The following is a 25,495-nucleotide window of genomic DNA, read 5'->3' on the forward strand; positions in this document are numbered from 1 at the left end:
TTACGCTGCTGTAAAATAGCTTACCTTTGCAAGCTCAAATCAAACCCGACCTATCATGAGCAAAAAGATCAATGCTGCACTTATTTCTGTGTATTATAAAGAAAACCTGGCTCCTATAGTTAAGCTGCTGGATGAGTATGGTGTAAAGCTGTATTCTACCGGGGGCACACAAAAGTTTATTGAGGAACAAGGAGCAGAGGTAACTGCAGTAGAAGACCTCACCGGTTATCCTTCTATTTTGGGAGGAAGAGTGAAGACGCTGCACCCTAAAGTGTTTGGCGGTATCCTATCACGTAGAGATGACGAAGGTGATGCTAAGCAGGTACAGGAGTACGAAATTCCTCCCATTGACCTGGTGATTGTGGATTTATATCCTTTTGAGGAAACGGTAGCTTCCGGTGCTGCTGAAGCAGACATCATTGAAAAAATTGATATTGGCGGCATTGCTTTGATCAGAGCGGCAGCTAAAAATTTTAAAGATGTATTGATTGTCTCTTCCCGCCAGCAATATAGTGCCCTGGAGCAATTACTAAAAGACAAGGAAGGTAGCACTGAGCTGGACGATCGCCGTCAGTTCGCAATGCAGGCTTTTTCCCAAAGTTCCCGCTACGATACGGCTATCTTCCAGTACTTTAGTGGGGCTACTAATAGTGAGGCAAGTGCAGCAGCCAGCTTCGATAAAGCAAAACTACCGGTAAAGCCATTGCGCTATGGAGAAAACCCTCACCAGGAAGCCGCCTTCTATGGTCAGTTGGAAGATATGCTGGAGCAACTGAATGGGAAAGAATTATCTTTTAACAATTTGGTAGATATAGACGCGGCAGTGGATCTGATAGAAGAATTTGAGGATGAGACTGCTTTTGCCATCCTCAAGCATACCAATGCCTGTGGCTGTGCTACCGGAGCCAGCGTAAAGGAAGCGTATCAGAAAGCATTTGCGGCAGATACTGTTTCTGCTTTCGGAGGGGTATTGATCACCAATGCTGAAGTAGACCTGGCAGCGGCTGAAGAAATGAATAGCCTCTTCTTTGAAGTGCTCATTGCTCCTTCATTTTCTGATGAAGCCTTAGAACTCCTGAGCAAAAAGAAAAAAAGAGTATTGCTGAAGAAGAAAACAGACAAATCTTCTCAAAAGCAATTTAAGACGCTGCTGAACGGAGTTATTGAGCAGGACCGTGATCTAAAAACTGATAGCCTGGAAGATCTGAAAGTAGTGACCAAACGCGCTACTACTGACGAAGAGAATGAAGCTTTGCTGTTTGCCAGCAAAATATGCAAGCATACCAAGTCCAATACGATAGTCCTTGCTAACAAAGGACAGCTGCTATCCAGCGGAGTAGGACAGACTTCAAGAGTAGATGCGCTGAAGCAGGCGATTGAGAAAGCCAAGCACTTTGGGTTTGAGCTTAATGGTGCGGTGATGGCTTCAGATGCCTTCTTTCCCTTTCCGGATTGTGTAGAAATCGCTAAGCAGGAAGGTATCAATGCCGTGATTCAGCCGGGAGGCTCAATCAAAGATCAGGACTCTATTGATTACTGTGATGGCCATGGTATGGCCATGGTGTTTACTGGCTTCCGCCACTTTAAACACTAAATTATTTAGATAAGTATTGTTGAAGAGGGGTAGGCCGGGTAAGGTTTATCCCTTTTTTATCTGAGTCCTGTCTGATTTGCAAGGAGGTGGAGAAAACAAACTACTGGAAGCGACCTTTCTCTGTTACATTTACCCGATTATGATTGCCCTACTGTACTGCGTCTTTTCTTACGAAGAAGTTCTTCATTGATGTAGGGCTTCTTGACGATCACGTCCCTTCTGATGATCAATGAATAAAGTATGAAAGTAACGATCAGCCCGGTGAAAGAGTATGAGACAGAGGACTGCGAAAAGAAATAGCAACTGATGCTCACTACCGCAATACTACATAAAGAAAGCAGCAGGGTTGCGCTGAGATGACTGAACCCATTGTCTATGATAAAATGGTGAATGTGGTTTCTGTCAGCCACAAACGGGCCTATTCCGCCGGCAATTCTATGAGTGAATACCCTAAGCGTATCAAAAAGAGGTACTGCAAGAATCAAAATGGCAATGGTAGGTGCATTGGGAATATAGACATTATTCAATACCTCATTATGTTGAATAAATTTTACAGCAAAAAGAGAAAGAATAAAACCTACAATCAACGAACCACTATCACCCATGAAAATTTTATTTTCTTCTGAGAAGTTGAAACGGATGAAAGCAAGAAGAGAACCAATTAGTACCGCTGCCAGTACGGCCGCCCAGTAAATACCTGCCAGATAAAAGTAAATGCCAAAAGTAAGGGCCGCAACTATGCCTATACCTGCTGCCAGGCCATCTATACCATCAATCAGATTATAGGCATTGATAATGACTACAATTACAAATAGCGTAATGACAAAGCTGGGAATATAAGAGATTTCGTAGGTCCCTAATATTCCGAATAAGTTGCTTATCCGTATGTCAGTAAAATATATCAACAGGGCTGCCGCCAGTATCTGTGCCAGCAGTTTTTTATAGGGGTCAATGACTAGTATATCGTCTTTTAAGCCAATAAAGAAAAGAATAACCAGAGAAGGAATGATAAGGTGAATATTGAGCGCACTGGAAGCAGTTTCGGGAGTAGCAAGCAGAAAGGTCATCACCACGGAAGCAAAAATGGCAATTCCACCAAAGTTGGGTGTTTTCTGTGCATGAGAGCTTCTTCCATTGGGCTCTTCCATCAGGTGTTTTTCCATCGCTACTCTCACAATAACAGGTATTGTAACAGAAACAATGATAAAAGCAAAGATTGAGGCAACTGACAATGAAACCAATGGGGTATTCAAAAAGTCGGTAATCATAAAAAAGTATGATTTGGTTTGATTAGCTAAAACTCTTACTCAGGTGTAATATAATGACAATCTACGTGCATGTTTACTCTCGTCAAAGCTAATATAATAATGCGTACAAAGTAAGTATAATGTACTTTGTTTCGGTAGAATTAAGCTAAACTAACTTTGTTTAGCTTAATTCAGAGATTTTGTTCGCTAAAATACTGCATTTATTTTGATGCTTTAAAGTACTTTCTGCTTCTCCATTTTTTCCTGTATATGACTCAAAGATATATCGGTCATGAGTTTTTCTTCCAAGAGATCAGCCCAGGTATACATATACTTTACCACATCTTTTTTATAGTTATGCCTTAGGTGCCTTTCTCTCGCAGGCAGTTTTTGTAAAACATCTCTATCAGAAAGTCTTTCCAGGTGTTTAAAGTCTGCTATGTCCATACCGACTTCCAGCATATAGGAAATCACCTGATCCATGAGGTAGCCGCTGGTAGGACAAAAATCTAAGGCCTGTTCACTCCAGTCTCCTCCGCGGGTACGCATGGCATATTCATGGATATCCGCTTTGGATAGCTTGGTAACTTCCTGTACCAGATAACCACAATTACAACTGCCCATATGTCCCCACTGATAGTTTTGACTATCCTGAAGTTTCTTTGCTGCATTACGAAGGGCGTAAATCAACTCGGGATTAGGTTTGGCCATAGTAAATAGATTTTGTTAAAGTTCGTATGTATTCAACCCATTGAGCGCTTTAGAGTTTAAGTAATTTTTTCTAAATTAAGATGGACGCCACAGATCAATATTTATAATAAAGTAAGTATAAACAACATTAAGGTCAAATATTATGGGAAAAGGAGATAAAAAGACCAGGAAGGGGAAAATTGTGAAGGGCTCATATGGGGTAAGGAGACCACGCAGGAGCAATAGTAACAAAAGTACTTCTGAGGAAAAAGCAAAAAAATAGGATACCATTGAAGCTAATTCATTAGTATCCTTTTCTGAATTTTGTTGAAGCCTCGCGTCAATGAAGCGAGTGCTTTTTTGCTAGCGTTTACATTTTTTTATCAGGAAACTCTTTGAACATCTTTTGCACAGATTCATAAGCGGTATTGAATCGTTCTTCCGGGTGGTTCACAGGACCTATCCCAATGCCTCTCCAGACCAGTTGCTCCTGCTCAGTAGACAGTAAATCTACGACAAAAGTACCGGTCTTTTCATACTTTACTTCTTTATACCGTTGATTGTAATTAGGGCCATACAGCGAATTATAAGCCCACATACCACGCATACCATAAGGATAGTAGGGATCATTATTGACACTCTTCCAGCTTTCTTTGCGAGCTTCTTCGGTCAGTATATTAAAGGCAACAACCAAATCAGGAGCATCGGTATTGAGTTCATAGCCCTTCTTCTTCATCTCATAAGCGATAGTTTTACGAATTTCCTGATAAAGAATGGCTGTAGCCTGGTCCATCTCCTTTAAGTCCACTTCGGCAAAGGCATAAGTGCCATATTCAGAATTATCAAATCCCTCGTCTTTTTCTGCGATTATCTTGACTGAAGAGCAGGCAAAGGTAAATAGTAACATCCATGCCATGCTCCCGCTAATGATATATTTTTTCATGCTAACTATTTAATTATCAACTGCTTTAATAACGTAATAGAGGTCTCCTTTTGTGCCTTTGATAAAAAAAATGATCAAGGATAGTTTCTGGCTTTAATTCTCCTTAATCACAAGGACAATTTTTCCACTGTTTTGGTTGGATTCCATGTAGGTGTGTGCATCTGCTACTTCTTTCCAGCTGTACATACTATCAACAACAGGTTTAAGTATACCTTTCTCAAATAGCGGAAGGGCAAAGGCGGAAAAGTCCTTGGTAAGCTGAATCTGGTATTCAAGACTGCGGGAACGCAGGGTGGAAGCCGTGATTTGTAACCTTTTGCTCAATAGCTTAAGGAGGTTAAGTTCTTCTACTTTTACGCCTCCTAATATTGCCAGCAAGACAAGACGACCATCCATACCCAAACAGTTGATATTACTGTTAAAATACGGGGCAGCGATAAAGTCAATGATAACATCTACCCCTTTTCCGTCGGTCTGCTCATTCACTACTTTTTCAAAGTCCTGATTTTGATAGTCAATAGCCAAGTTAGCTCCTAGTTCCAGACACAGCGGGTGCTTGGATGCAGAAGCAGTAACGATAATTTTTCCGGCTCCCATTTCACGGGCCAGCTGAATGGCCGCCGTGCCTACGCCGCTCGCACCGGCATGAATGAGCAGCTTCTCTCCTTTTTTGAAATATGCCAGCCAGCTTAGTGCCTGATAAGCGGTAAGAGAAACTTCGGGAATTGCAGCGGCTTCGGCCAGGCTGAGGCTATCTGGTACGGGCATTGCCATGTCTTCATGGATAACCGCGTATTGCGCATATCCCCCTCCGGGAATCAGACCAAATACCAGATCTCCTTGTTTCCAGCGTTTTGCTTCACTACCCGTTTCTACTACTTCACCGCTGACTTCCAATCCCAGAATTGGGCTGCTGCCTTTGGGGGGAGGGTATTTCCCTTCTCTTTGAAGAATATCAGCACGATTGAGGGCGGTGGCGGCTACTTTTATGAGTATTTCATGCTTATCAGGCTGTGGGGTTTCCCACTCACCTATCCGAAGTTTCTCAGCTCCTCCGGGCTGATCAAAAATTACAGCTTGCATCTAAGGATAGTTTTATAGTGAAAAAATAGATGAAACTCTAAAGTACGCAATAGTCAGAAAATAAACGTTCTACCGGCTACTTACCATTTGTCCGCTAAGCCTTAGCAGGTCTATCTCAGCAATTTTGGTAGAATAGATCGCATCTATGAGGCGGCTCTCTGCCTGCACTGCGTTAATCTGGGCTTCGCGAAGCTCCAGCGCATTGCTGTTCCCCAAACGATAGCGCTCTAGTGCAATTCTAGCATTCTCTCTGGCAATCTCCAGATTTTCTGACTCCAGCTCTAGCAGAATAGTGCTGTTGGTATAATTGATGTATGTCTTCTCCAACTGGGCTTTCAGCTCCTGAGTAAGTTCTTTGAGCTGGAGATCTTGATTTTCGGTCAGTATACGGGCATTTTGTATCTGCCGATTTTTGTTGAAGCCATTGAATATATTCAGGCGGGCAGCTACACCATAATTCACTCCATTGGCGCGGCGACCCAGTACAAACCCTGCTTCCGCTACTGAAGAATTATAGCTATAGCCCAGGTTTACCAGTATTTGAGGCCAGCGTTCTGCTTCCAGCTCTCTTACTTCCAGATAAGAAATGTGTTGATTGCGACGAGCCAAAAGCAGGTTAGGGTTGCTACTCAACGCTTTTTCCCGCAGTTCGCCAATAGATAAATCCATATTGGCATCTATCTGGTTGGGTACGGCAAAATCGGTGTCGGGCTCACGTACCAGAAAAGTATTCAGATCCACTTTGGTATTGTAAAGTTGCTCCTTTTGCTGTATAAGCGCTGAGGTATCGGCATTATAGTCTACCTGCGCTGCAAGGTATTCCAGCTTGGAAGTGTTTCCTACTTCGTACTTGGTACGAGCCAGGCGCAGCCTTTCACGAGAGAGGTCTACAGAATTTTGCAGCACATTGACCCTGGCCTGTTCCAGAATGACCGTATAGTAAGCCGCAGAAATATCAGCTACCGTATTCTCCATGTTAATCTGTGCTTCTATCGCGGAGGCCTGCTGTAGCTCGGCCAGTTTGTCGTAGCTAATAAACATTCGGGTGCCATCAAAGACTGTCCATTCAAGCAGGGCTGACGCGCTTAAGCTATTGGAGCGGGCACCGCTTACATTTTGTTCGTCACCGCTGGCAAATATCTGTTCAGAGTCCTGTATATTATAATCTTTGCTGGCGACAGCATCCAATGTAGGAAGGAAACCTGCATTGCCCAGCGTATAATTATTGTCGGCTATATTTTTATTATTAGCAGCAATCTGAACACTGTAGTTTTCTTCCAGCCCCATCTGTATGGCTTCTGATAAACGTAGTGTATCTGTATTTTGCGCTACTGCCGGAAGCCCGCCCATCATCAGCAGGATTCCAAGCATGTAGCAGTTAAGTCTGATATTCATTAGTCGTACGCTTGCAGTAGTGAAATGTTTATTTGTGAGAAGTCTCAATTTTAGCTTTGCTGGGAGCTTTACCTGACATAAAGGAATAGATCACAGGAATAACCACCAATGTCAGGATAAGTGAAAACAGCAGTCCTCCAATGATAGCCATACCCATAGGAATACGGCTGGTAGAAGCAGCGCCTAATGCCAGAGCAATTGGCAGCGCTCCCAGAATAGTAGCCAGGCTGGTCATCAGAATAGGTCTCAAACGAATTGTAGCGGCCTCAATTACCGCGTCAAATTTATTCAGACCTTCCTCCTTGCGCTGGTTGGCAAACTCAACAATCAGAATACCATTCTTGGTCACTATACCGATGAGTACGATGATACCAATCTGGCTAAAGATGTTAAGGGTATGTCCAAATAACCAGAGGGTTAGTAGCGCTCCCGTAAGCGCCAGAGGTACGGTAAACATGATGATCAGCGGGTCTATAAAGCTTTCAAACTGGGCAGCCAGCACCAGGTAGATTAATACCAAAGCCAGACCAAAAGCAAAGTATAAGCTTCCTGAGCTCTCCTGATAATCTTTGGAGGTACCGGAAAGAGCAGTAGAGAAAGAGTCGTCCAGTACCTCATCGGCAATCTCATCCATGGCTGCAATACCCTGACCGAGCGTAACGCCATCTGCCGGAGAGGCGGATACCGTAGCAGCCACATAGCGGTTGTAACGATACAGTTGAGGTGAAGTACTTTGGGTTTCCATGTTTACCAGGTTATTCAGCGTAATCAGCTCTCCTCTATCATTGCTCACACTGATTGAACTTAAGTCCAGGGGCTCATCACGGTTTGATCGGCTGGCCTCACCGATGATCTGGTACTGCTTGCCGTTCATGACAAAGTAATCAAAACGCTGACCGCTGAAAAATAGCTGTATGGTCTCTGCAATGTCCCGTACCGATACACCCAAGGCTCTGGCTCTTTCTCTATCAATAGTAACGGCGAGCTCTGGCTTATTGAACTTAAGGTCAAGGTCAACTACAGCGAAGTCGGGGTGTTGAGAAGCTTCGTCCACAAAGTCAGGAAGCACTTCTTTCAGCCTCTCCAGATTAGGTGCCTGGATTACATATTGCACGGGCAGGCCGCTAGACCTACCTACCTGTATGGTTTGTTCCTGCACCACAAAGGTACGGGCAAAATTCATATCGCCTACGATTCCACTAAGCTGCTGCGCAATTTCCTGCTGTGAACGCGCTCTTTCAGAAGGTGGCTTGAGGGTAATTCTCAGGAATGAAGAGTTGACAGAATTACTGGAACCAAAACCCGGTGAGGTCACCGCGATCAACGATTGCTTTTCCTGAAGTGTATCTGCCACATTGAGCAGCTCCATCACATAATTATCCATCAGTTCAAATGATGTTCCCTCAGGAGCGGTAGAAAACAGGCGGAGGCGGCTTTTGTCCTCCAGAGGAGCCAGCTCGGAGGGAATGATTGCTCCCAGACCGATAATACCTCCTAAGGAAAGAACCACGATCACGATAGCGGCCCAGCGATGCTTCATAAAACGGATCAAAAACATATTGTATCCGTTGGTCATCCACTCAAAGAAGCGCTCGGTAACTTTATAAAACCTGTTACTTCTCTCTTTCTTCTTTAAAAGCCGGGAACTCATCATAGGAGTAAGCGTGAGCGATACAAAAGCTGAGATCAGCACTGAGCCTGCTACTACCACACCAAACTCACGAAAAAGTCTACCGGTTACCCCTTCCAGAAAAATGATAGGCAGGAATACCGCTGCCAGGGTCACCGTAGTAGAGATGATCGCAAAGTAAATCTCAGCCGAACCCTCATGGGCAGCCTTTTTGGGAGAAATCCCTGACTCTATCTTTTGGTAAATATTCTCCAGTACCACAATAGCATCATCCACCACCAGCCCGGTGGCCAGTACAATTCCCAAAAGTGTCAGAATGTTGATAGAGAAATCGGCAAAGTACATGATGAAGAAGGCCCCGATCAGAGAGATAGGGATGGCGATGGCAGGGATGAGGGTAGTGCGCCAGTCGCGCAAAAACATAAAAATTACGATCACCACCAGACCAAAAGCGATAAGGATGGTCTCTTCTACCTCCGTAATGGCCTTGCGGATAGTAAGGGTAGTATCTAGCGCGTAGCCAAGCTTAAGATCATCGGGAAGCTCTTTTTCAATCTGGTCTACCCGTTTGTAAAACTCATCGGCTATGGCAATGTAGTTGGCTCCGGGTTGGGGTGTCACAGCTACTCCCACCATCGGTATTTTGTTGTTTCCTCTCAGCAGGGTACGCTGGTTTTCCGCATCCAGCACGGCTTTTCCAATATCTTTGAATTTGATGACTGCACCATCTTCTTCTTTGATGATCATTTCATTATAATCATCCTCTGTCACCAGCCTGCCCATAGTACGGATAGTCAGATAGCTGCGATAGCCCTCAATATTTCCGGTAGGTAGCTCTACATTCTGCTCTTGTACAGCATTTCTCACATCGAGCGGAGTAAGCCGGTAAGCTTCCAGTTTGGCAGGGTCCATCTGCAGGCGCATGGCGTAGCGCTTATCGCCCCAGATTCGGATATTACTGATACCCGGTATGGTTTGCAGCCTTTCTTTAAAAGTATTGGTGGCTATGTCGGAAAGCTCCAGCAGGCTCCTTTGGTCACTCTGCACGGTGAGGGCCAGAATGGTGGTGGCATCGGCATCTGCCTTGGTGACAATAGGAGGGTCAGCATCGGGAGGGAGGTTACGACGAGCCTGTGACACCCTGTCCCGCACATCATTAGCCGCAGCTTCCAGGTCTTCTCCCAGCTCAAACTCCACCGTAATGGTACTCCTTCCGTCAGTGCTGATAGAAGAAAGTGAACGTATGCCACTGATACCATTGATTCCCTCTTCCAGTGGTTCTGTGATTTGCGATTCTATCACATCAGCACTGGCTCCGGTATAGTTAGTACTGACAGAAATAATGGGAGGGTCTACGCTGGGGTACTCCCTAATTCCAAGATAGGTAAAGCCGATCACGCCAAAAATAATAATCACGATGGACATTACTGTGGCAAGTACCGGACGTTCAATACTGATGGATGAGAGGTTCATAGTGTAGGTTATAGGGATATATTGGGTTCATCAACGTTCAGCTCTGAGGCCTCATCTCTCAGGGTTTTAATCTCAAGCGACCTGCCGTCCTGGATGGACATGAGGCCGGTGAGCACGAGGGTGTCACTCGGAGTCAAACCCTCAATAATCTGCACCATATTTTCATTGCGTATGCCGGTCTTGATTCTCTTGGAGGCTGCTTTGCCATTTTTACTGATGAAAACTTTCTGTCCTTCCAGTTCGGTGAGTATGGCTTCGGAGGGTACCAGGATGGCATCTTCAAAAGTTTTGAGGATAATTTCTATACGGGCAAAAGCTCCCGGCCTGAGGGCATTATCAGGGTTACTGCTTCTTGCTCTCACTCTTACAGTTCTTGTATTGATATCAATTTTTGAGTCTATGGCATATACTTTAGCCTGGTAAGTCTCATTGGTATTAGTAACACTAAAGTTGACTACTGTGCCTTCTTTAATCTCACTGATGTAGCGCTCCGGCACTGAGAACTCTACTTTGATAGGGTCAATCTGCTGCATAGAAGCGATGAGCGTAGTGGGTGAGACGTACCCCCCTTCACTCACATTTCGCAGGCTGACCACCCCACTAAAGGGCGATACGATATTGGTTTTGCGAATCTGCGTTTCTAGCAGGTCGATCTCAGCCTCTATGGTATTGAGCTGGTTGAGCGTGACATCATATTCTCCCTGGCTGATCGCTTCTATGTCCAGTAGTTTTTGCTGACGGGCTTCTTCACTTTGCGCCAGCTTTTCCTGCACTTTCAGTTTTTTGAGCTGCGCATTCAGCTCACTGTTATCAATCCTGGCGAGAAGCTGTCCTTTGGATACCCGACTGCCTTCCTCAAAGTAAATACCTACGATGCGGCCGGAGGTTTCAGGCCTTAGCTCTACTTCTTCATTGGGCAGCAGGGTTCCGGTGGCATAAATCTTATCGTCAATCTCAGAAGTCTTGATTACCATTCCTTCCACGGGCATTGCCGCATTGGCAGTTGAGTTCGGACTTTCACTACTTTTCTTCTCTGCTTTGGAGCAGGCCTGAAGGAGTACAGCCAGCAGCAAAAGCACATAGGTAAAAGAGCTTCTTTGTATCAAGAAAGGCTTTCGTTTCATGTTAATTTCTTATTCAAGTGGGCGTATTTACTAGTCACGTTCAACAACTACAATTAGTTGTATGCACGTCAGAATTCTCTGCTTACTAAAGTTGATGTATGCTCTGTTAAGAATAACCGAATCCCTTTTTGTATAGTATAAACGTTTGTGAAAAACATATACTCGGGCTTCCCGGTAGTGATGTTTACACATTCGTGTATCCTCTTTGTATGAACCCTATGGCCAGTTTGTTGAAAATATCCGGTTTTTCAATATTGCAGACATGTCCGCAATCATCTACTACCTGTAAGATCGCAGAGCTATGCTCTTTTACGATTTTTTTTACCGGCGGTAAAAACATATAGTCTCTTTCTCCCATGATATAAAGCGTTGGCACCGCAATTTCTTTCTCTTTAAAGTATTTTAAAAGCGGGTTGACTTCATGGGTAAGTTTAAACCACCTCAGAAACTCTTTTTTGTACAGCTTCTTGGCCTCTCCTATAAATAAATTACGTGAAGAAGCATCTCTGGGGTTAGGCATGATGACAAAAGCAAACAGACGATAAAGCCACATATAGGGCACAAAGCGCTTGAAGGTATGACCTAAGAATACCAGCAGGCGTGATCGTAAGTTCAGGCGGGTAACGGCCCCACACAGGATCATGGACTTCATATACTGAGGGGCAATTTCCCCCAAAGTACGGATGATAATCGTACCCATAGATACTCCGATATAATGTGCTTTCTCTATTCCCAGATGAGTTATTACTTCCAGCAAATCAGTAGTTACGTCCTTGAAAGTGTAATTATGCTTTACATATCCCTCCAGTAAATCTTTGGAACGTCCATGCCCCCGTAAGTCTACCAGCAGTACGTTGAAGTGTTTACGAAACAAACGAAGCTGACGATACCATATAGAAGAGCTACCCCCTGCCCCGTGTACAAACACAACCCACTCTCTGTCTTTTCCCTGCTGATAATCTTTGAAGTATAACATTGAATAAATGCTAAAAGAAGCGGCAAAATATTTTATCCGTTACTATGCAACCCAAATTTCTTATCAGAGTTTCAAGAAAAGTAGATATTCGTTAGATAATCGCGCAATGTAGAACTTCGCATAAATATATTAATCAGTTTACCATAGTCTGTTTTGATATTTTATACTAAAGGCTATAATAAATCTACCAATCTAAGATAGTCTACCATTGACTTACGAAAGGCTTCCCTTTCGTCTCGGCGGCGCATAAAAGGTATTTGCTGATCATCATTGAGTATGTACAGAGCTCTCTGGTCCTGAATACTTCGGTAAAGCTGTACTGCCAGTTGAAAATGCTCAGCTTTATTGCCGTTTGAAAACTGGTAGGTGCCATTCTCTTGTGCTACTGTATCCTGCCACATGATTTTTATTGTATCCAATGATTGCAGGAAGGCATTAGGCTCGGTCAGTACATAAGCCTCATCATACCTCCAGTTAACGACAATAGAAAGGTTAAGTATAGGTCTGTCCTCTGCTTCTACCTGCTCTTTGAAACGGTACACATCCAGTTTGGTGTCACCCATCACGGCCTTGTCGTATTGTATCGACCTTACATTTTTGAAAAACAGTTCGGAAGCATCTGATGTAGTAAACTTTGCTGATTTTTCATCTACTTCTTTGTACTTGCTGCCATTGCAGGCCATAATGATGAAACACAGCATAAGGGTGTATAAATTCAGGAAATGACGCATAGCTAAAGCATAACTTTGGATGGTGGAGCTTTGTTTATGCCCCATGTGCTTTAGGGTTTAGCGGTTTTTTGAAGCAAAATCACTCCCATACTCCGGGCATTGTGCACGACTACATATTTGAGAGGCTCTACCAGTTGATAAGCATGTTGCTCACACAGATCTTCCAGCATATCCACTTGTAGCAGGTAGCGTTCACTACCGTCGGGCAGAAGGTAGCGCCCATTATCTCCAAGCGTTTTAACCTCCTGTCCTATCCCGGCCAGCATAGCGGTTCGTATGAATAGCAAGCCTCCCGGCCGCAACAGGCGAGTGAGTTCGGCAAACATTTTACTGAAGTGGATATGGTTATGAGCGAAATGTAGTACCGCACTGCTGATGATACCATCAAAGCTTTCAGGGGGTAAAGAAATATCCGCTACATCATCTTCAATAAACTTCTCAGGATCAAAGTCGGGGTGCAGGGAGCGACCGTACATCCTGAGCATACGCAGGGCAGCAGTATCCTGGTCTACGCCCCACACATCATAGCCCTGCCGAATAAAGTAGACGAGATTACGGCCCTCCCCACAGCCTGCATCCAGCAGGCGCATATCAGGGGTGAAATGTCCTTTTAGAATATGGTCAAGTAAATAGATATCGATATTGCCAAGAAGTTGGTTAAGGCCCTGGGGGAACATAAGGAGAATGATTAAATGGCTAAATAATTATACCGGAAAATTGTACACATACTACGAGGATAAAATTAAGAAACTGTTTTGAAAGAGACAGCAGAAGGTTTTAGCTTTAGGGCAAAATAAACGACTTACCATGAAGATCAATATACCTCCTTTTCACCTGGCTTTTCCGGTATCGGATTTAGCTGCCACAAGAAAGTTTTATGAAAAAACGCTGGGCTGTAGTGTGGGCAGAACAGCCGAGCGCTGGATAGACTTTGACTTCTTCGGTCACCAACTTTCCGCTCACCTTCGTCCGGAAGAAGTAGCCCAGGCCAGAACCAATGAAGTGGATGGCGATAATGTGCCGGTGCGTCACTTCGGAGTTATTTTGGCGTGGGAACAATGGCATGAACTCTCTGAGCGACTCAAAGAAATGGGGATTCAATTTATTATAGAACCGCATATCCGTTTTAAAGGAGAAGTAGGTGAGCAGGCTACCATGTTTTTGCTGGACCCCAGCGGCAATGCGCTTGAGTTCAAGTCTTTCAAAGATATGAAACAGATATTCGCGAGCTAGCCCTTGCTGATGAATAATGACGAATGTGGAATGATTAATAAGTAAAGCGTAGTGCATTAACCATCCATCATTATTCATTATAGTCATTCATACCGCAGGCTATCCACCGGATTTTGTTTTGCGGCTTTAAAAGTCTGTCCGCTGATGGATAAAAATGCGATGAAAAGGATAATCAAAGTGGGCAGCACAAACCACCACCAACTGATATCAACCCGGTAAGCAAAACTTTGCAGCCAGTCGGTGATGAAGTAGTTGGCAATAGGCAGCGCGATGATGCAGGCAATCAGTATCAGTTTGATATAGTCTTTGGAAAGTAAAAACAAGATACTTCCCACTGTAGCTCCCAGTACTTTGCGGAGGCCGATTTCCTGCGTACGTTGGGCAGTACCGAAAGCAGATAAGCCAAGCAGGCCCAGACAAGATATCAGCACCGCCAGCGTGGCAAAACAAACGAATAATTTTCCGAAATGCTCTTCTGCTTTGTAAAGCGCGTCGTAAGCTTCATCCGCAAAAAAGTAGCTGAAAGGGATGTCTGCCAAATCAGCCCACTTATGTTCTAAATTCACAAGGGTTGATCGCAAACGTTCCGGTGAAAGTTGTACTGTCAGAAAAGTAAGGAAGCCGGGGCTATTGCGTAAAGTGAGCGGCTGAATTTCCTTCTGAAAAGAGTGAAAATGAAAATCATTTACCACACCAATGATTGTCCCTTCCTGCTCCCCCTGGCGGAATGATTTGCCTACCGCATCTGCCGGGTTGACATAGCCCAATATCTTCGCGGCTGACGCATTGATCATCATCGCCTGCTTAGAATTGGGTGCGGTTATATCTGAGAACGCCTGGCCGGCAATTACTTCTATTTGATATTGTTCTAAAAAGTCACGATCCACAAAGTAAGCATCCAGACGAAGTTCATATTCTTCATGATCTGCGTTTTCCAGGCTGGTGATGAGTTGATGATTAGCCCTTCCTGGTAAGCTTGAGGAAACTGTAGCGGATTCAATGCCGGGGATGCGCAACAACTCCTGTTTTATCGTCTCAATACGGTCCTTTACCTGCTCATCAAAATGAAAATCTATTACCAGCTTATGTCTTTTGTGAAACCCCAGTTCCTGGTTTTGCATAAAGTGTAGTTGGTGGTAAATGACCAGGGTGGCCATTATCAAAACAACTGAAACAAAAAACTGGCAGGTCACCAATGTTTTGCGAAGCAGGGTTCCCTGAGAACCGGAAACCAATTTGCCTTTTAAACTGCTCAGTGGCTGAAAGCCGGAGAGAAAAAGCGCAGGATACAAACCGGAAAGCAGGCCGAGCACGAGAGCAAGTAAAAAAAGCAGGCCAAGGTAATTGATAGGCTCAAAAATACTGTTATTGATAATTTTACCGGATAGCTGATTAAAAATAGGAAGAAATATCATGCATAGCAGTAGGGAGAGAAAAAAAGCTGTCAGGCTCAGCAAAACAGCGTCGGTAAGAAACTGAGTGATCAGCTCTTTTCGGCTGGCACCCAACACTTTTCGTACTCCCACTTCCCGGCTACGTTGCATGGAAACAGCCGTGGAGAGATTGACAAAATTGAAAGAAGCAATAAACAACACAAATAACGCTACCAAAGTGAAAGTATACAGATTTTTTTTGTTCCCACTTACTGAACTTCCCGCTCTATGTCCTCTGGGTTTAGCCTGCAGATAAACACTTTTGAGTGGCTCCAGAGAAAGTGAGTAGCCGATCTGATCTTGCGGCATATGTTCTCCTACAAAGGAGGGAAGTTTTTCGGCCAGGTGAGCAGGAGCATAATCATTCGCTAACAACAGGTAGGTGTAGAAGCCAAACCTTTTCCAGTTATCTGCCATAGAAGGGTTCCATTCCTGCAAGAGCGTAGACATGGAAACCAGCATATCTACCCGAAAATGAGAGTTGGCAGGTATATCCTGCATCACTCCTGTGACAGTAGCAGCGTGTTTCCCATCTATGAGCAGCGTTTTACCCAGACAATCGTTAGAGCCAAAATACTTATGAGCGGTAGTTTCAGTCAGAACGATGGTAAAGGGAGCATTCAGCGCTTGTTGAGGATTACCGATGAGAAAGGGAAAGGTAAAGACCGAAAACAAAGAAGAGTCAGCATAAGCTACTTTTTCTTCACTAAAATTGTGCTGCCTTTGCTGGACAAGCAGGTAGTCCAGCAGAAGTCTTGTGGCAGACTCCACTTCAGGAAAGGTCTCTTCTAAAGCTGGTGCCATAGGGGCGGAGGTACTCTGATAGTCTATGCCTTTGGAAGTTTTTACATCAGTGACCAGGCGGTAAATACGGTCAGCTTTTGCATGATAACTATCATAACTCAACTCAAACTGTACATAGGTCCATGCAAAATAGCATACACTCAAACCTATAGACAGCCCCAGCAGATTGATGAGCGTAAAAGCTTTGTGCTTTCGGAAGTTGCGGAGGGCGAGATGGAGGTAGTTCTTTATCATAATGATGAATGAATAATGACTGATGACGACAGCTTTTCACCCCTCATTATTCAATAATCATTCGTAATTACCGAGCATTTTGCAGGGAAACTACCATATTTTGCAGTCAATGGTAGAAGTATTTCACATCGCCTGTATAATCTCTTTCTTGGAAAGCTGAATACTCCACATGCCCATAAAGTCAGTATTCCGTAAAGTATCTTCACTGCCGGGAAGTTTTTTTCTGAGTCCTGGGTTTAGCATCATTGGCTTGGTGTATAAGTAAGCCTCTTCATTGATCTTCTGCACATTGTCATTCACTGGTAAGTCATTCTCCACATTATACCAGTAAGCCTCCCAGAGTTGCTGTTCCATTTCGCTCAGTTGAAGCTGTTCCGCATCGGCAGGTACCCAGTGAATTTCCGCATTATGAGCTTTTGCCAGGGAATCTATTGTTACCAATGTGCGCTCATTTACGAAGCTATCGAGACCTTCAGATGCTCCTGCTTCCGACTGATAAAGCTTGACAGCAAGCTCCTGGGCCTGCACGGCTATATCATTACCCTGCTTATAAGCTCCTTCCACAATCTCTGCCGGGAGGATACGCTTGATTTCCCGCTGTTCCATTTCTTTGTTGATGGCCTCCTGGTCAAGTTGTTTTCTGCTCGCACTATCGCATCCCAAAATACTACCCATCATTATTACCGGAAGAAGGATTTTATTTAAATGCTGCATTTTTAGAGTAATCATTTAAAGGCTAGCTTACTGTGATGAGCATACCTCTCTGTTCTACCGTTTCCCCAAACGCCTGAAGCTGCAAACCAAGCTTTTGAGCAAACTGGACGAAATTATCTTCCTGTTCGGCTTCTACAGCGACTAATAAACCACCGCTGGTCTGGGGGTCACAAAGTAAAGCTTTTTGCCCCTCAGTAAGTGGACTGATCTTATGACCGTAACTGTCGAAGTTGCGTTGTGTCCCGCCGGGCATGCTCTTCTGCGCGATGTACTGGTCTATTACCTCAAAGCGGGGTACACGTTGGCTTTCCACTAGGGCGCTTACTCCGCTGCCTTCGCAAATTTCGCTAAGGTGGCCCAGCAGCCCAAATCCGGTAACATCGGTCATGGCTTTGACATAGGAAAGTGTAGCAAACTGTTCCCCGGCATTATTGAGGGTAAGCATGCTGTTTCTGGCCAATGCCAGGTCTGCTTCTTTTACCAATCCCTTCTTCTGGGCGGTCGTCAGAATACCCACGCCCAGTGGCTTAGTCAGGAATAGCTTACAGCCCGGTGTAGCACTGTCATTCTTTTTCAGGTTTTCAATCCTGATCCTGCCGGTGACGGCCAGCCCAAAAATAGGTTCGGGAGAGTCAATGCTATGGCCGCCCGCCAGCATAATACCCGCTTTGGCGCAGGCATGGCGGCTACCTTCCAGCACCTGCTGGGCCACCGCTGCCGGGATGGTATTGACAGGCCAGCCCAATATCGCAATGGCCATGATGGGGGCACCCCCCATCGCATATATATCGCTGATCGCATTAACAGAAGCAATCTGTCCGAAGTCAAAAGCATCATCTACGATGGGCATAAAAAAGTCCGTGGTGCTGATGACTGCCTCGCCATTGCCCATATCATATACTGCCGCATCATCTTTGGTGCTATTGCCTACCAGTAATCTAGGGTCAGGAGCCTGATGCAGTTGGGACACCAGCATACTTTCCAGAATTTTTGGCGATATTTTGCAGCCACATCCTGCTCCGTGACTATACTGGGTAAGTTTTATTTGCGCGGAAGCTTGCTCCATAGTTATGATTGATTTGAAGTTTTCAGCGTAATTTGATCTGCCACTTTCTTTACTGCCAAAGCGTTTGCATAAGGATCATCTTCACTACAGGGCAAAGAGATAATTTGTTCTGACGGTCGGCGGTCCATATTTCGGTGATAGCTGCGGTCATAATAGGTGAGGAGGTTATCAGCCACTGATTCTAGTCTATTTGCTTCCAGGTCCTCCAGAGCCTTCTGGGTACGTAAACCTCCCAGTCGTTTTTCTATCCTATGTATGGCCCTGCTTAAAGCGATGCTGTTCTGCTTTCCATATTCTCTAACCAGGCGCTTAATGCGTTCTTCTTTGGGCAGGCTCACCTGTATCATGCTGGCTGCTTTCATCTGTTCCCAAAGTTCGTAGGGAAGTTGTACGCCTCCGATGCTGAATGACTCATCCTCCAGCCAGACCCGCCTGTTATGATCTAATGCATGCCACTTCTCAAAAAGATCATTCTGAAACTGTTCAGTGGTAGGCTGTATGGCTTGGCCTATTCCCCCGAAGGAAGAACCTTTGTGGTGGGCAAGTGCTTCCAGGTCAATGACCTGCTCTCCCTGCTCAGCCAATGCTTTGAGTATGTCTGTTTTTCCACTGCCCGTTTCTCCGCCTACAATGAAAAGCTGTACAGGTTCTTTTAACCTTTCCAGCACATAATTCCGGTAAGCTTTGTATCCCCCTTCCAGGGTAATGACTTCCATGCCAGCTGTTTCAAGGAGCCAGGCAAAGCTCTCACTACGCATGCCTCCTCGCCAGCAGTGTACCAAAAGTTTTTTGTCAGGTGCGATTTTATAGGTTGCTTCAACAAAAGAACGCATCTTTGGCCCCACCAGCTCAAGCCCTTCCAGCATTGCTTCCTGCCGGCCTGTCTGCTTATAAGTTGTTCCCACAACTGCTCGCTCCCGATTATCAAAAAGAGGAATGTTATGCGCTCCGGGAATGTGGCCGGAGGCAAACTCTGCCGGAGAGCGGACATCTATGATAGGTAGCTGGCCTGATTTTTTCAGAAATGCTGTTGCTGAAAGCTTGTTCATATAAGATAATTATAAAAAAGAGAAATGCTTCTCTACTTTGTCAAGGTAACAAATATGAATAGCTTTTGTGTTATTAGTCTGTGGTTGCGCCCACTACCTCTTCCCTTATCATTTCATCGGGAAGTTTACCTTCTGTGCTGGCTACAATCATAGCGACGGAGGCATCACCGGTAACATTAACTACCGTACGACACATATCCAGGATACGGTCTGGAGCAAGGATAAGGGCAATGCCTGCGGTGGGCACGCCAATGGCTTCCAGCACTATGACCAGCATTACAACTCCCGCACCGGGTACGGCTGCAGTACCTATAGAAGCTAACACTGCAGTCAGCACGATCATTAGTTGTTGGGTGATAGACAGACCCAGGCCCAGAGCCTGGGCGATAAAAACAGCAGCTACACCCTGGTAAAGGCTGGTGCCATCCATATTGATGGTAGCGCCTAGGGGAAGCACAAAACTGGCTACTTCTTCCGATACTTCCAGATCTTTCTCTACCACCTCCATCGTCACCGGCAGGGTGGCGGCACTGGAACTGGTACTGAAAGCCAGTAACTGGGCAGGGCGTATTGCCTTAAAAAATTTAGAATAGGGAACTTTAGTGAAGATCTTGAATAAAGAAGGGTAGACGACCGCAACCATGAGTGCAAGACCAATGATAACCGTGATACTGTACCAAAGCAAAGCTAGCAACAGCTCAAAAGCCTGGTCAGGATTTTCGCCTCCCAGATCTACGATAAGCGAAGCGATCAGTGCAAATACACCATAAGGGGCCAGGATCATGATAAACTCCACGATTTTAATGATAATATCATTGAAGCCATCAAAAAAAGCGATAACCGTGCTGCCTTTTTCTTTTGGTACTTTTAGCAAAGCTATGCCTATAATGAGTGCCAGAAACACCACCTGCAGCATATTGGCATTGTCGCCGAAGGATTCAAATACATTTTGCGGCACCACATCTACCAGGGGTTGCAGCGGCCCGGCATCTTTTACGCCTTCTGCCACAGTCTGACGTGCTTCTACATCTCCGCTGTACAGAGAGATCAGGTTTTCGCGAGTAGTTTCCGGAAGTTGCTTACCCGGCTGTAACATGTTGACCAGCACCAGGCCGATGGTAACGGCTATGGCAGTAGTCACCAGGTAGATACCGATGGTCTTTCCTCCCATGCGGGAAAGTTTGGAGATATCGCCCAGGTTGGATATACCCACGATCAATGAAGCGAGCACCAGAGGTACAGCGATCATCTTGAGGGAGTTGACGAAAATAGTACCGAATGGCTTGATATATTTGACGGTAAGGCTGGGGTCCCAGCCAAGCTGTATGCTCAGAATACCGAAGACGAGCCCTAAAACCAGACCGATCAGGATCTGAGTATGCAAAGGAATTTTTTTCATATACGAGTCTCTCAGTTAGGATTTCTCAGGTAAGCACAAAATCAAAAGAAGTTGTAAAAATGCAAAATAAGTAGGTGAAATGCTAACCACTAATATCCGGCTAATATTATTTATGTTATCTATTGAGTTAGTGTAGTAATAAAAAAAGCCCGATCTATGGGACCGGGCTCTGTAGCAGTAGATGTATGCAATTTAGTAGTAGCTAAGGGCAAATAAGTCTTGAGATGGCCATTCCTGCATTTTCTCAAATGAGTTGTGCATGATGTAATTTACCTTGCCATTAAAGTAGCGGCTTCTTCGGCTGGTGGTGTTGGCCAGTACTACCCAGGAGATGCCATTGTCCAACCTCTTCATAATGGCTGATGTTCCTGCCAGCGTACCTGTACGCCACCAGGTGCCATCGGGGGTAATGCCACGCCAGCCATAAGGACGATTCCCTCCATGCCCCGGCTTGACCATGGTGAGCAAAGACTCGTTAGAAAGTATGTCCGGTGTATTTTTAAATCCATCCACAGCTACCAGAAATTTCAGCAGGTCGGTAGATGTTGCCAACCATCCCCCCGCCGCCGCCAATGCTTCTATATTAAAGCTATACGTAGTAGAAACAAGCTCTTCAGGGCTGTTCAGCGAGGGACGCATGTTGTTATAGGTAAAATCGTAATAGGCTACTTCGTTTTCAAAGCGGTCTTCCTCAAAGTTTTTAGCCAGGCGCATATCTCTTATGCCCAGTGGGTAGAGAATTTCTTTCTTCACGTAGTCTTCATAACCTTCGCCGGAAACCGCTTCAATCACTTTACCTAAGAGGGCGTAACCGAAATTAGAGTAATCATAATAAGCACCCGGACGATACGGCATGTGCTTGGAGAGGATAAACTCAATGATGGTATCCAGGTCAGGTGAAGACGTTTCGCCCATATCTTCGGCTATCTTATGAGGGATAAACATAGGGTCACCATAGGTCCGCTTGCTCCAGCCGGAGGTGTGGTTGAGCAGGTGTCTGACTTCAATGTTATAGATCTTTCTGTCCTTGATCTTATCGTAAACTCCCCCTTGTAGTATTCCTTCTTTACCAAATACTTTATCTTCTAATTGTAACTTACCATCCTCATATAGTTTCATCACTGCTACAGCAGTGATCAGCTTAGAGATGCTACCAATACGGAAAAGGTGATAAGGTTGGGTTGTCTGTTGCGCATCAATGTCAGTATGGCCAAAACCTTTGGTATAAATTAACTGACCATCTTTGACGATCCCTACCGAGGCTCCGATAATTCCCTGGCGCTTGATGAAGCGATGCATGGCGGAGTCTACATGAGACAAAGCCTTAAGGTTAGAGTTTTCATTGGAAAGGTTGGTGACGCTTTTAACCACTTCCATGCCACTGCTACCAAAAGCTTCATGATCGCCATCAGCAATAGTGAAGGGAATTCCTAAGATCAAAAGTGTAAAAATAAGTCCTGCTACCAGATTACTCATACGTAGTAATGGGAAATTCTGTAAAGGAATTTTTACTGTGCCTAGCATTAAAATATTCAGGTTAATAATTACCAAGCTATACCGCTCTGAAGTGCTTTTAGTTCCTTAGTAAGTCTTAAATCATAGCTTGTAACCTTAAATATGGAGCATAAATAAACGTATAGCAATAGGGGTATTAGATAGATTCTAAACATTAGTCGGATTATACAATGCAGATGAGTTTTTTTTAAAAAAAGTAAAAATTTCAGCCTTCAGAAAAAAGATGATCAATAAGGCCCTGTCCCTGAATGTATCGATCTGATACGCTCACTGTTCGCATACCTACAATATGACAATTGATGACATTTTTTAATAATCTGATTATCAGAATATTAGATAGAAGGTATGGCTTTAGTATTACTGTATAGCCTACACCAAAGCTATTAGTATTATGAAAAGATTTTTTGCCTTAATGCTGCTTTCAGCCCTGTGCAGCGCACAGATGACATTTGCCCAGGTGTCTCCAATAAAAATAAAAAAGCTGAATAGTAAACCCATAGTGGAAGCTAAACTCAATGGAAAGAAAGCCTACTTTCTGCTGGATACGGGATCTGATATAACCGTATTGCATGATGAAAATGCTAAACACTTTGATTTTAAGATCAAGCGCATGGTAAGCCCGCAAAGGGTAGCGGGCATTCATGGAAATGTCAACAATATGAATCGTGCATATGGTCTCAAGCTTGAGTTGGGAGACTTACCCATCAAAATACCTTTTTTTACTTATGATCTTAGCTCGGTAATTCAGGCGATTCATAGCAGCACACTGCTAAGAATCAGTGGAATCATAGGCTCAGATGTAATGATCAAATACGGGTTTATAATAGACTACAAAGAAGAGCTTGTCCATATGGAGAGCCCAACTATGGCTACCGTAGCACAGGCTGATGTGGATCAGACTAATTACAGGTAATAATAGCCTTACCAGACTTGCCACTTTTCTGGCTATATTCAACCGCTTTAGCAGCCTGTTTTAATGGAAAGGTAGCTCCGGCTTCTAATGGGATCACGTTGTTTTTGGCAAGTTGGTATAATTCGCTGCTAAGCCGGGCCTTGGTGGAGGTGCTGCTCTCCTGCATCCACCGGGACAGCCAGAAGCCTTTTATGTTAAGCTCTTTAAAGATCATCAGGCCACCATTCAGGGAAGTAGGTTTTCCACTGAGCACACCGTAAATAAGCATTTTACCTCCATGCCCCATGCAGTTTATCGCCTGCTCACAGAGTTCGCCACCTACTGATTCAAAGCAGGCCTGTACGCCTCTTCCGTTAGTAAGCGCATGCACTCTTTCAGTGAGCTGATCCTTTTCGGTATGGATGACCGCCTCGGCGCCCAACATATGTAGCGCATCCACCTGCTCATCTCTGCGAACGGTACAAATTGTTTTAATCCCCCTTTCTCTAGCGATTCTGATCACTATTTTGTTAAGCGCAGCGTAAGCGGCGGTGAGCAACAGCCAGTCCCCTTTCTTCAGATTTACGTCTTCCAGCATAGCCAGCGCCGTAAAAGGATTTACAAAAAACTGGGCCCCTTCCTCCCAGCTTACGTTTTTGGGTAGAGGCATAACAGACGACGCCGGAACTACCACATAATCTGACCAGCTCCCCAGTGTAGCGAAGGCCACTCGCATGCCTTTAAAAAGTTCAATGCCATCACCTATGCCCGTACCGATTTTATCAATTTCTCCGGCACCTTCCATACCCACCGGACTGTCGGGAAACTTAGGTTTGAGGCCATATTGCCCTTGTATGAAGAGTACATCAGCGGGATTGACCGAAGCGGATTTTACCCGGATACCTACCTGGCCGGCTTTTACTTCGGGAGTAGGTATTTCTTTAAGTTCCAGTACTTCTTTAGCTGCTCCGCTTTGGTTGAATACAATTTTTTGCATGATATATAATTAGGCTTCGTGATTAAATGAGATTAATATTGTTGACCCGGAACATCTGTTTTTTTCTTAAGAAATTTATATATTCTGCTCCAAGCAAGACTACTATACAACTATGAAAAAGCTACAGCTGTTACTTTTATTTTTTATTTTGAGTTCATATGCCTCTGCACAGGAAAAGCATGCAGAACCCGAAACACTGGAGCCGGGTGCAAAAGCGCCGGACTTTAACCTCAAAGGTATTGACGGTCAGATGCACAGTCTTTCTGAATATGATGATGCGGATGTGCTGGCTATCCTATTTACCTGTAACCACTGTCCTACGGCACAGGCCTATGAGCAGCGTGTAATTGATCTGGTTAATGATTATCAGGATGAAAGTTTTCAACTGATAGGCATTTCTTCCAATGCGCCGGATGCCATCAGCCTTTCAGAATTGGGCTACACCGACCTGAGCGATACCTATGAGGAAATGAAAATCAGGGCAGAAGAAATGAATTACAACTTCCCTTATCTATATGACGGAGATGATCAGGCGGCGGCGCTTCAATATGGCCCGGTAGCGACTCCTCATATCTTCATTTTTGATAAAAACCGTAGCCTCAGCTATGTGGGCAGGCTGGATGCTTCAGAAAAACCCGGTACTGCCAATGCAGAGGATGCCCGACAGGCCATAGACGAGTTACTGGCAGGAAAAGAAGTTTCTACGCCTCAAACCAAAACTTTTGGCTGCTCCATCAAGTGGGGCTGGAAAGACGAGTGGGTACAGAAGCAACTGGATGCCTGGGCTGCAGAAGAAGTAAGTATAGAACCCATCGGTACGGAGGGTATTCAGCAGCTTATTGCCAATGACTCAGATAAGCTGCGCCTGATCAATGTGTGGGCTACCTGGTGCGGACCCTGTGTGATGGAGTTTCCTGAGTTCATAGAAATAGACCGGATGTATCGCGGCCGCGATTTCGAGTTTATCTCTATCAGTGCGGACAAGCCTGATAAGCAGGACAAAGCACTGGCTTTCCTGAAGAAACAGGAAGCTTCCAACAAAAACTATATCTTTAATACCGACGATAAATACGCTTTGATAGAAGCGATTGACCCGGAATGGCAGGGAGCCTTGCCCTATACTATTCTGGTGGAGCCGGGAGGCAAAATCGTATACAGCCAGCAGGGTACGATTGATCCGCTGGAAATGAAAAAAGCGATCGTGGAGAACCAGTATATTGGGCGTTACTACTAATGTCTACTACACCTTCAACCAATAAGGATTGCTTATTGC

At 44.7% G+C, this 25,495-nt stretch carries 22 protein-coding genes; 5 read left to right on the plus strand and 17 right to left on the minus strand.

Translation table 11 applies throughout. The features are described from left to right. Nucleotides 1–52: 52 nt before the first annotated feature. On the plus strand, nucleotides 53–1,594 hold the full coding sequence (gene purH, locus OKW21_RS30860) for a bifunctional phosphoribosylaminoimidazolecarboxamide formyltransferase/IMP cyclohydrolase (protein WP_277487845.1): 1,542 nt from the start codon (nucleotides 53–55) through the stop codon (nucleotides 1,592–1,594). A gap of 137 nt (nucleotides 1,595–1,731) precedes the next feature. On the opposite strand, the gene OKW21_RS30865 is transcribed toward purH, so the two are convergent. Next, a complete protein-coding gene (locus OKW21_RS30865) occupies nucleotides 1,732–2,862 on the minus strand; it encodes a glycosyltransferase family 4 protein (protein ID WP_277487317.1) in 1,131 nt (376 codons plus the stop codon). Nucleotides 2,863–3,075: 213 nt separating this feature from the next. Beyond that, complete coding sequence (locus OKW21_RS30870; RefSeq protein WP_277487319.1) at nucleotides 3,076–3,552, minus strand: hypothetical protein; 477 nt, start codon at nucleotides 3,550–3,552, stop codon at nucleotides 3,076–3,078. Between the two features lie 142 nt (nucleotides 3,553–3,694). Here OKW21_RS30870 and OKW21_RS30875 point away from each other — a divergent pair, with 142 nt between their 5' ends. After that, a complete protein-coding gene (locus OKW21_RS30875; protein WP_277487321.1) occupies nucleotides 3,695–3,814 on the plus strand; it encodes a 30S ribosomal protein THX in 120 nt (39 codons plus the stop codon). An 87-nt stretch (nucleotides 3,815–3,901) separates the two neighbouring features. On the opposite strand, the gene OKW21_RS30880 is transcribed toward OKW21_RS30875, so the two are convergent. From OKW21_RS30880 to OKW21_RS30915, 8 genes are all read right to left on the minus strand, one after another. Next, nucleotides 3,902–4,474, minus strand: coding sequence for a DUF4136 domain-containing protein (locus tag OKW21_RS30880; protein ID WP_277487325.1), 573 nt, complete (start codon nucleotides 4,472–4,474; stop codon nucleotides 3,902–3,904). Between the two features lie 93 nt (nucleotides 4,475–4,567). Then, nucleotides 4,568–5,557 carry an NAD(P)H-quinone oxidoreductase gene (locus OKW21_RS30885; protein WP_277487330.1) on the minus strand — a complete coding sequence of 330 codons (990 nt, stop codon included), beginning with the start codon at nucleotides 5,555–5,557 and terminating at the stop codon, nucleotides 4,568–4,570. Between the two features lie 69 nt (nucleotides 5,558–5,626). Continuing rightward, nucleotides 5,627–6,952, minus strand: coding sequence for a TolC family protein (locus tag OKW21_RS30890; protein WP_277487333.1), 1,326 nt, complete (start codon nucleotides 6,950–6,952; stop codon nucleotides 5,627–5,629). A 28-nt stretch (nucleotides 6,953–6,980) separates the two neighbouring features. After that, on the minus strand, nucleotides 6,981–10,055 hold the full coding sequence (locus OKW21_RS30895; protein ID WP_277487336.1) for an efflux RND transporter permease subunit: 3,075 nt from the start codon (nucleotides 10,053–10,055) through the stop codon (nucleotides 6,981–6,983). Between the two features lie 8 nt (nucleotides 10,056–10,063). Then, nucleotides 10,064–11,179, minus strand: coding sequence for an efflux RND transporter periplasmic adaptor subunit (locus OKW21_RS30900; protein ID WP_277487339.1), 1,116 nt, complete (start codon nucleotides 11,177–11,179; stop codon nucleotides 10,064–10,066). A gap of 184 nt (nucleotides 11,180–11,363) precedes the next feature. Continuing rightward, a complete protein-coding gene (locus tag OKW21_RS30905) occupies nucleotides 11,364–12,155 on the minus strand; it encodes an alpha/beta fold hydrolase (protein WP_277487341.1) in 792 nt (263 codons plus the stop codon). 173 nt (nucleotides 12,156–12,328) lie between these two features. After that, a complete protein-coding gene (locus OKW21_RS30910) occupies nucleotides 12,329–12,931 on the minus strand; it encodes a hypothetical protein (protein WP_277487343.1) in 603 nt (200 codons plus the stop codon). 5 nt (nucleotides 12,932–12,936) lie between these two features. After that, a complete protein-coding gene (locus tag OKW21_RS30915) occupies nucleotides 12,937–13,563 on the minus strand; it encodes a class I SAM-dependent methyltransferase (RefSeq protein ID WP_277487345.1) in 627 nt (208 codons plus the stop codon). Nucleotides 13,564–13,693: 130 nt separating this feature from the next. Between OKW21_RS30915 and OKW21_RS30920 the strand changes: the two genes are divergently transcribed. Further along, entirely contained in the window at nucleotides 13,694–14,119 is a 426-nt protein-coding gene (locus OKW21_RS30920; RefSeq protein WP_277487347.1) for a VOC family protein, read from the plus strand. A gap of 83 nt (nucleotides 14,120–14,202) precedes the next feature. On the opposite strand, the gene OKW21_RS30925 is transcribed toward OKW21_RS30920, so the two are convergent. From OKW21_RS30925 to OKW21_RS30950, 6 genes are all read right to left on the minus strand, one after another. Beyond that, complete coding sequence (locus OKW21_RS30925; RefSeq protein WP_277487349.1) at nucleotides 14,203–16,590, minus strand: ABC transporter permease; 2,388 nt, start codon at nucleotides 16,588–16,590, stop codon at nucleotides 14,203–14,205. A 123-nt stretch (nucleotides 16,591–16,713) separates the two neighbouring features. Then, the gene (locus OKW21_RS30930) at nucleotides 16,714–17,319 is read right to left on the minus strand and encodes a hypothetical protein (protein WP_277487351.1); all 606 of its coding nucleotides are present in this window, start codon (nucleotides 17,317–17,319) and stop codon (nucleotides 16,714–16,716) included. Between the two features lie 7 nt (nucleotides 17,320–17,326). Beyond that, nucleotides 17,327–18,370, minus strand: a complete 1,044-nt coding sequence (selD, locus tag OKW21_RS30935) for a selenide, water dikinase SelD (RefSeq protein ID WP_277487353.1) — start codon at nucleotides 18,368–18,370, stop codon at nucleotides 17,327–17,329. 2 nt (nucleotides 18,371–18,372) lie between these two features. Next, nucleotides 18,373–19,419 carry a tRNA 2-selenouridine(34) synthase MnmH gene (gene mnmH, locus OKW21_RS30940; RefSeq protein ID WP_277487355.1) on the minus strand — a complete coding sequence of 349 codons (1,047 nt, stop codon included), beginning with the start codon at nucleotides 19,417–19,419 and terminating at the stop codon, nucleotides 18,373–18,375. Nucleotides 19,420–19,492: 73 nt separating this feature from the next. Further along, entirely contained in the window at nucleotides 19,493–20,818 is a 1,326-nt protein-coding gene (locus tag OKW21_RS30945) for a dicarboxylate/amino acid:cation symporter (protein WP_277487357.1), read from the minus strand. A 192-nt stretch (nucleotides 20,819–21,010) separates the two neighbouring features. Beyond that, complete coding sequence (locus OKW21_RS30950; protein ID WP_277487359.1) at nucleotides 21,011–22,342, minus strand: serine hydrolase domain-containing protein; 1,332 nt, start codon at nucleotides 22,340–22,342, stop codon at nucleotides 21,011–21,013. Nucleotides 22,343–22,724: 382 nt separating this feature from the next. Here OKW21_RS30950 and OKW21_RS30955 point away from each other — a divergent pair, with 382 nt between their 5' ends. Next, complete coding sequence (locus OKW21_RS30955) at nucleotides 22,725–23,246, plus strand: retropepsin-like aspartic protease (protein ID WP_277487361.1); 522 nt, start codon at nucleotides 22,725–22,727, stop codon at nucleotides 23,244–23,246. On the opposite strand, the gene OKW21_RS30960 is transcribed toward OKW21_RS30955, so the two are convergent. After that, nucleotides 23,233–24,222 carry a quinone oxidoreductase family protein gene (locus tag OKW21_RS30960; protein ID WP_277487363.1) on the minus strand — a complete coding sequence of 330 codons (990 nt, stop codon included), beginning with the start codon at nucleotides 24,220–24,222 and terminating at the stop codon, nucleotides 23,233–23,235. The two genes, OKW21_RS30955 and OKW21_RS30960, sit on opposite strands and share 14 nt — an antisense overlap. A gap of 112 nt (nucleotides 24,223–24,334) precedes the next feature. On the opposite strand from OKW21_RS30960, the gene OKW21_RS30965 reads away from it, so the two are divergent. After that, complete coding sequence (locus tag OKW21_RS30965) at nucleotides 24,335–25,456, plus strand: redoxin domain-containing protein (protein WP_277487365.1); 1,122 nt, start codon at nucleotides 24,335–24,337, stop codon at nucleotides 25,454–25,456. The last annotated feature ends 39 nt before the right edge of the window (nucleotides 25,457–25,495 follow it).

This window comes from Catalinimonas alkaloidigena (genome assembly GCF_029504655.1).
Classification (GTDB): domain Bacteria; phylum Bacteroidota; class Bacteroidia; order Cytophagales; family Cyclobacteriaceae; genus Catalinimonas; species Catalinimonas alkaloidigena.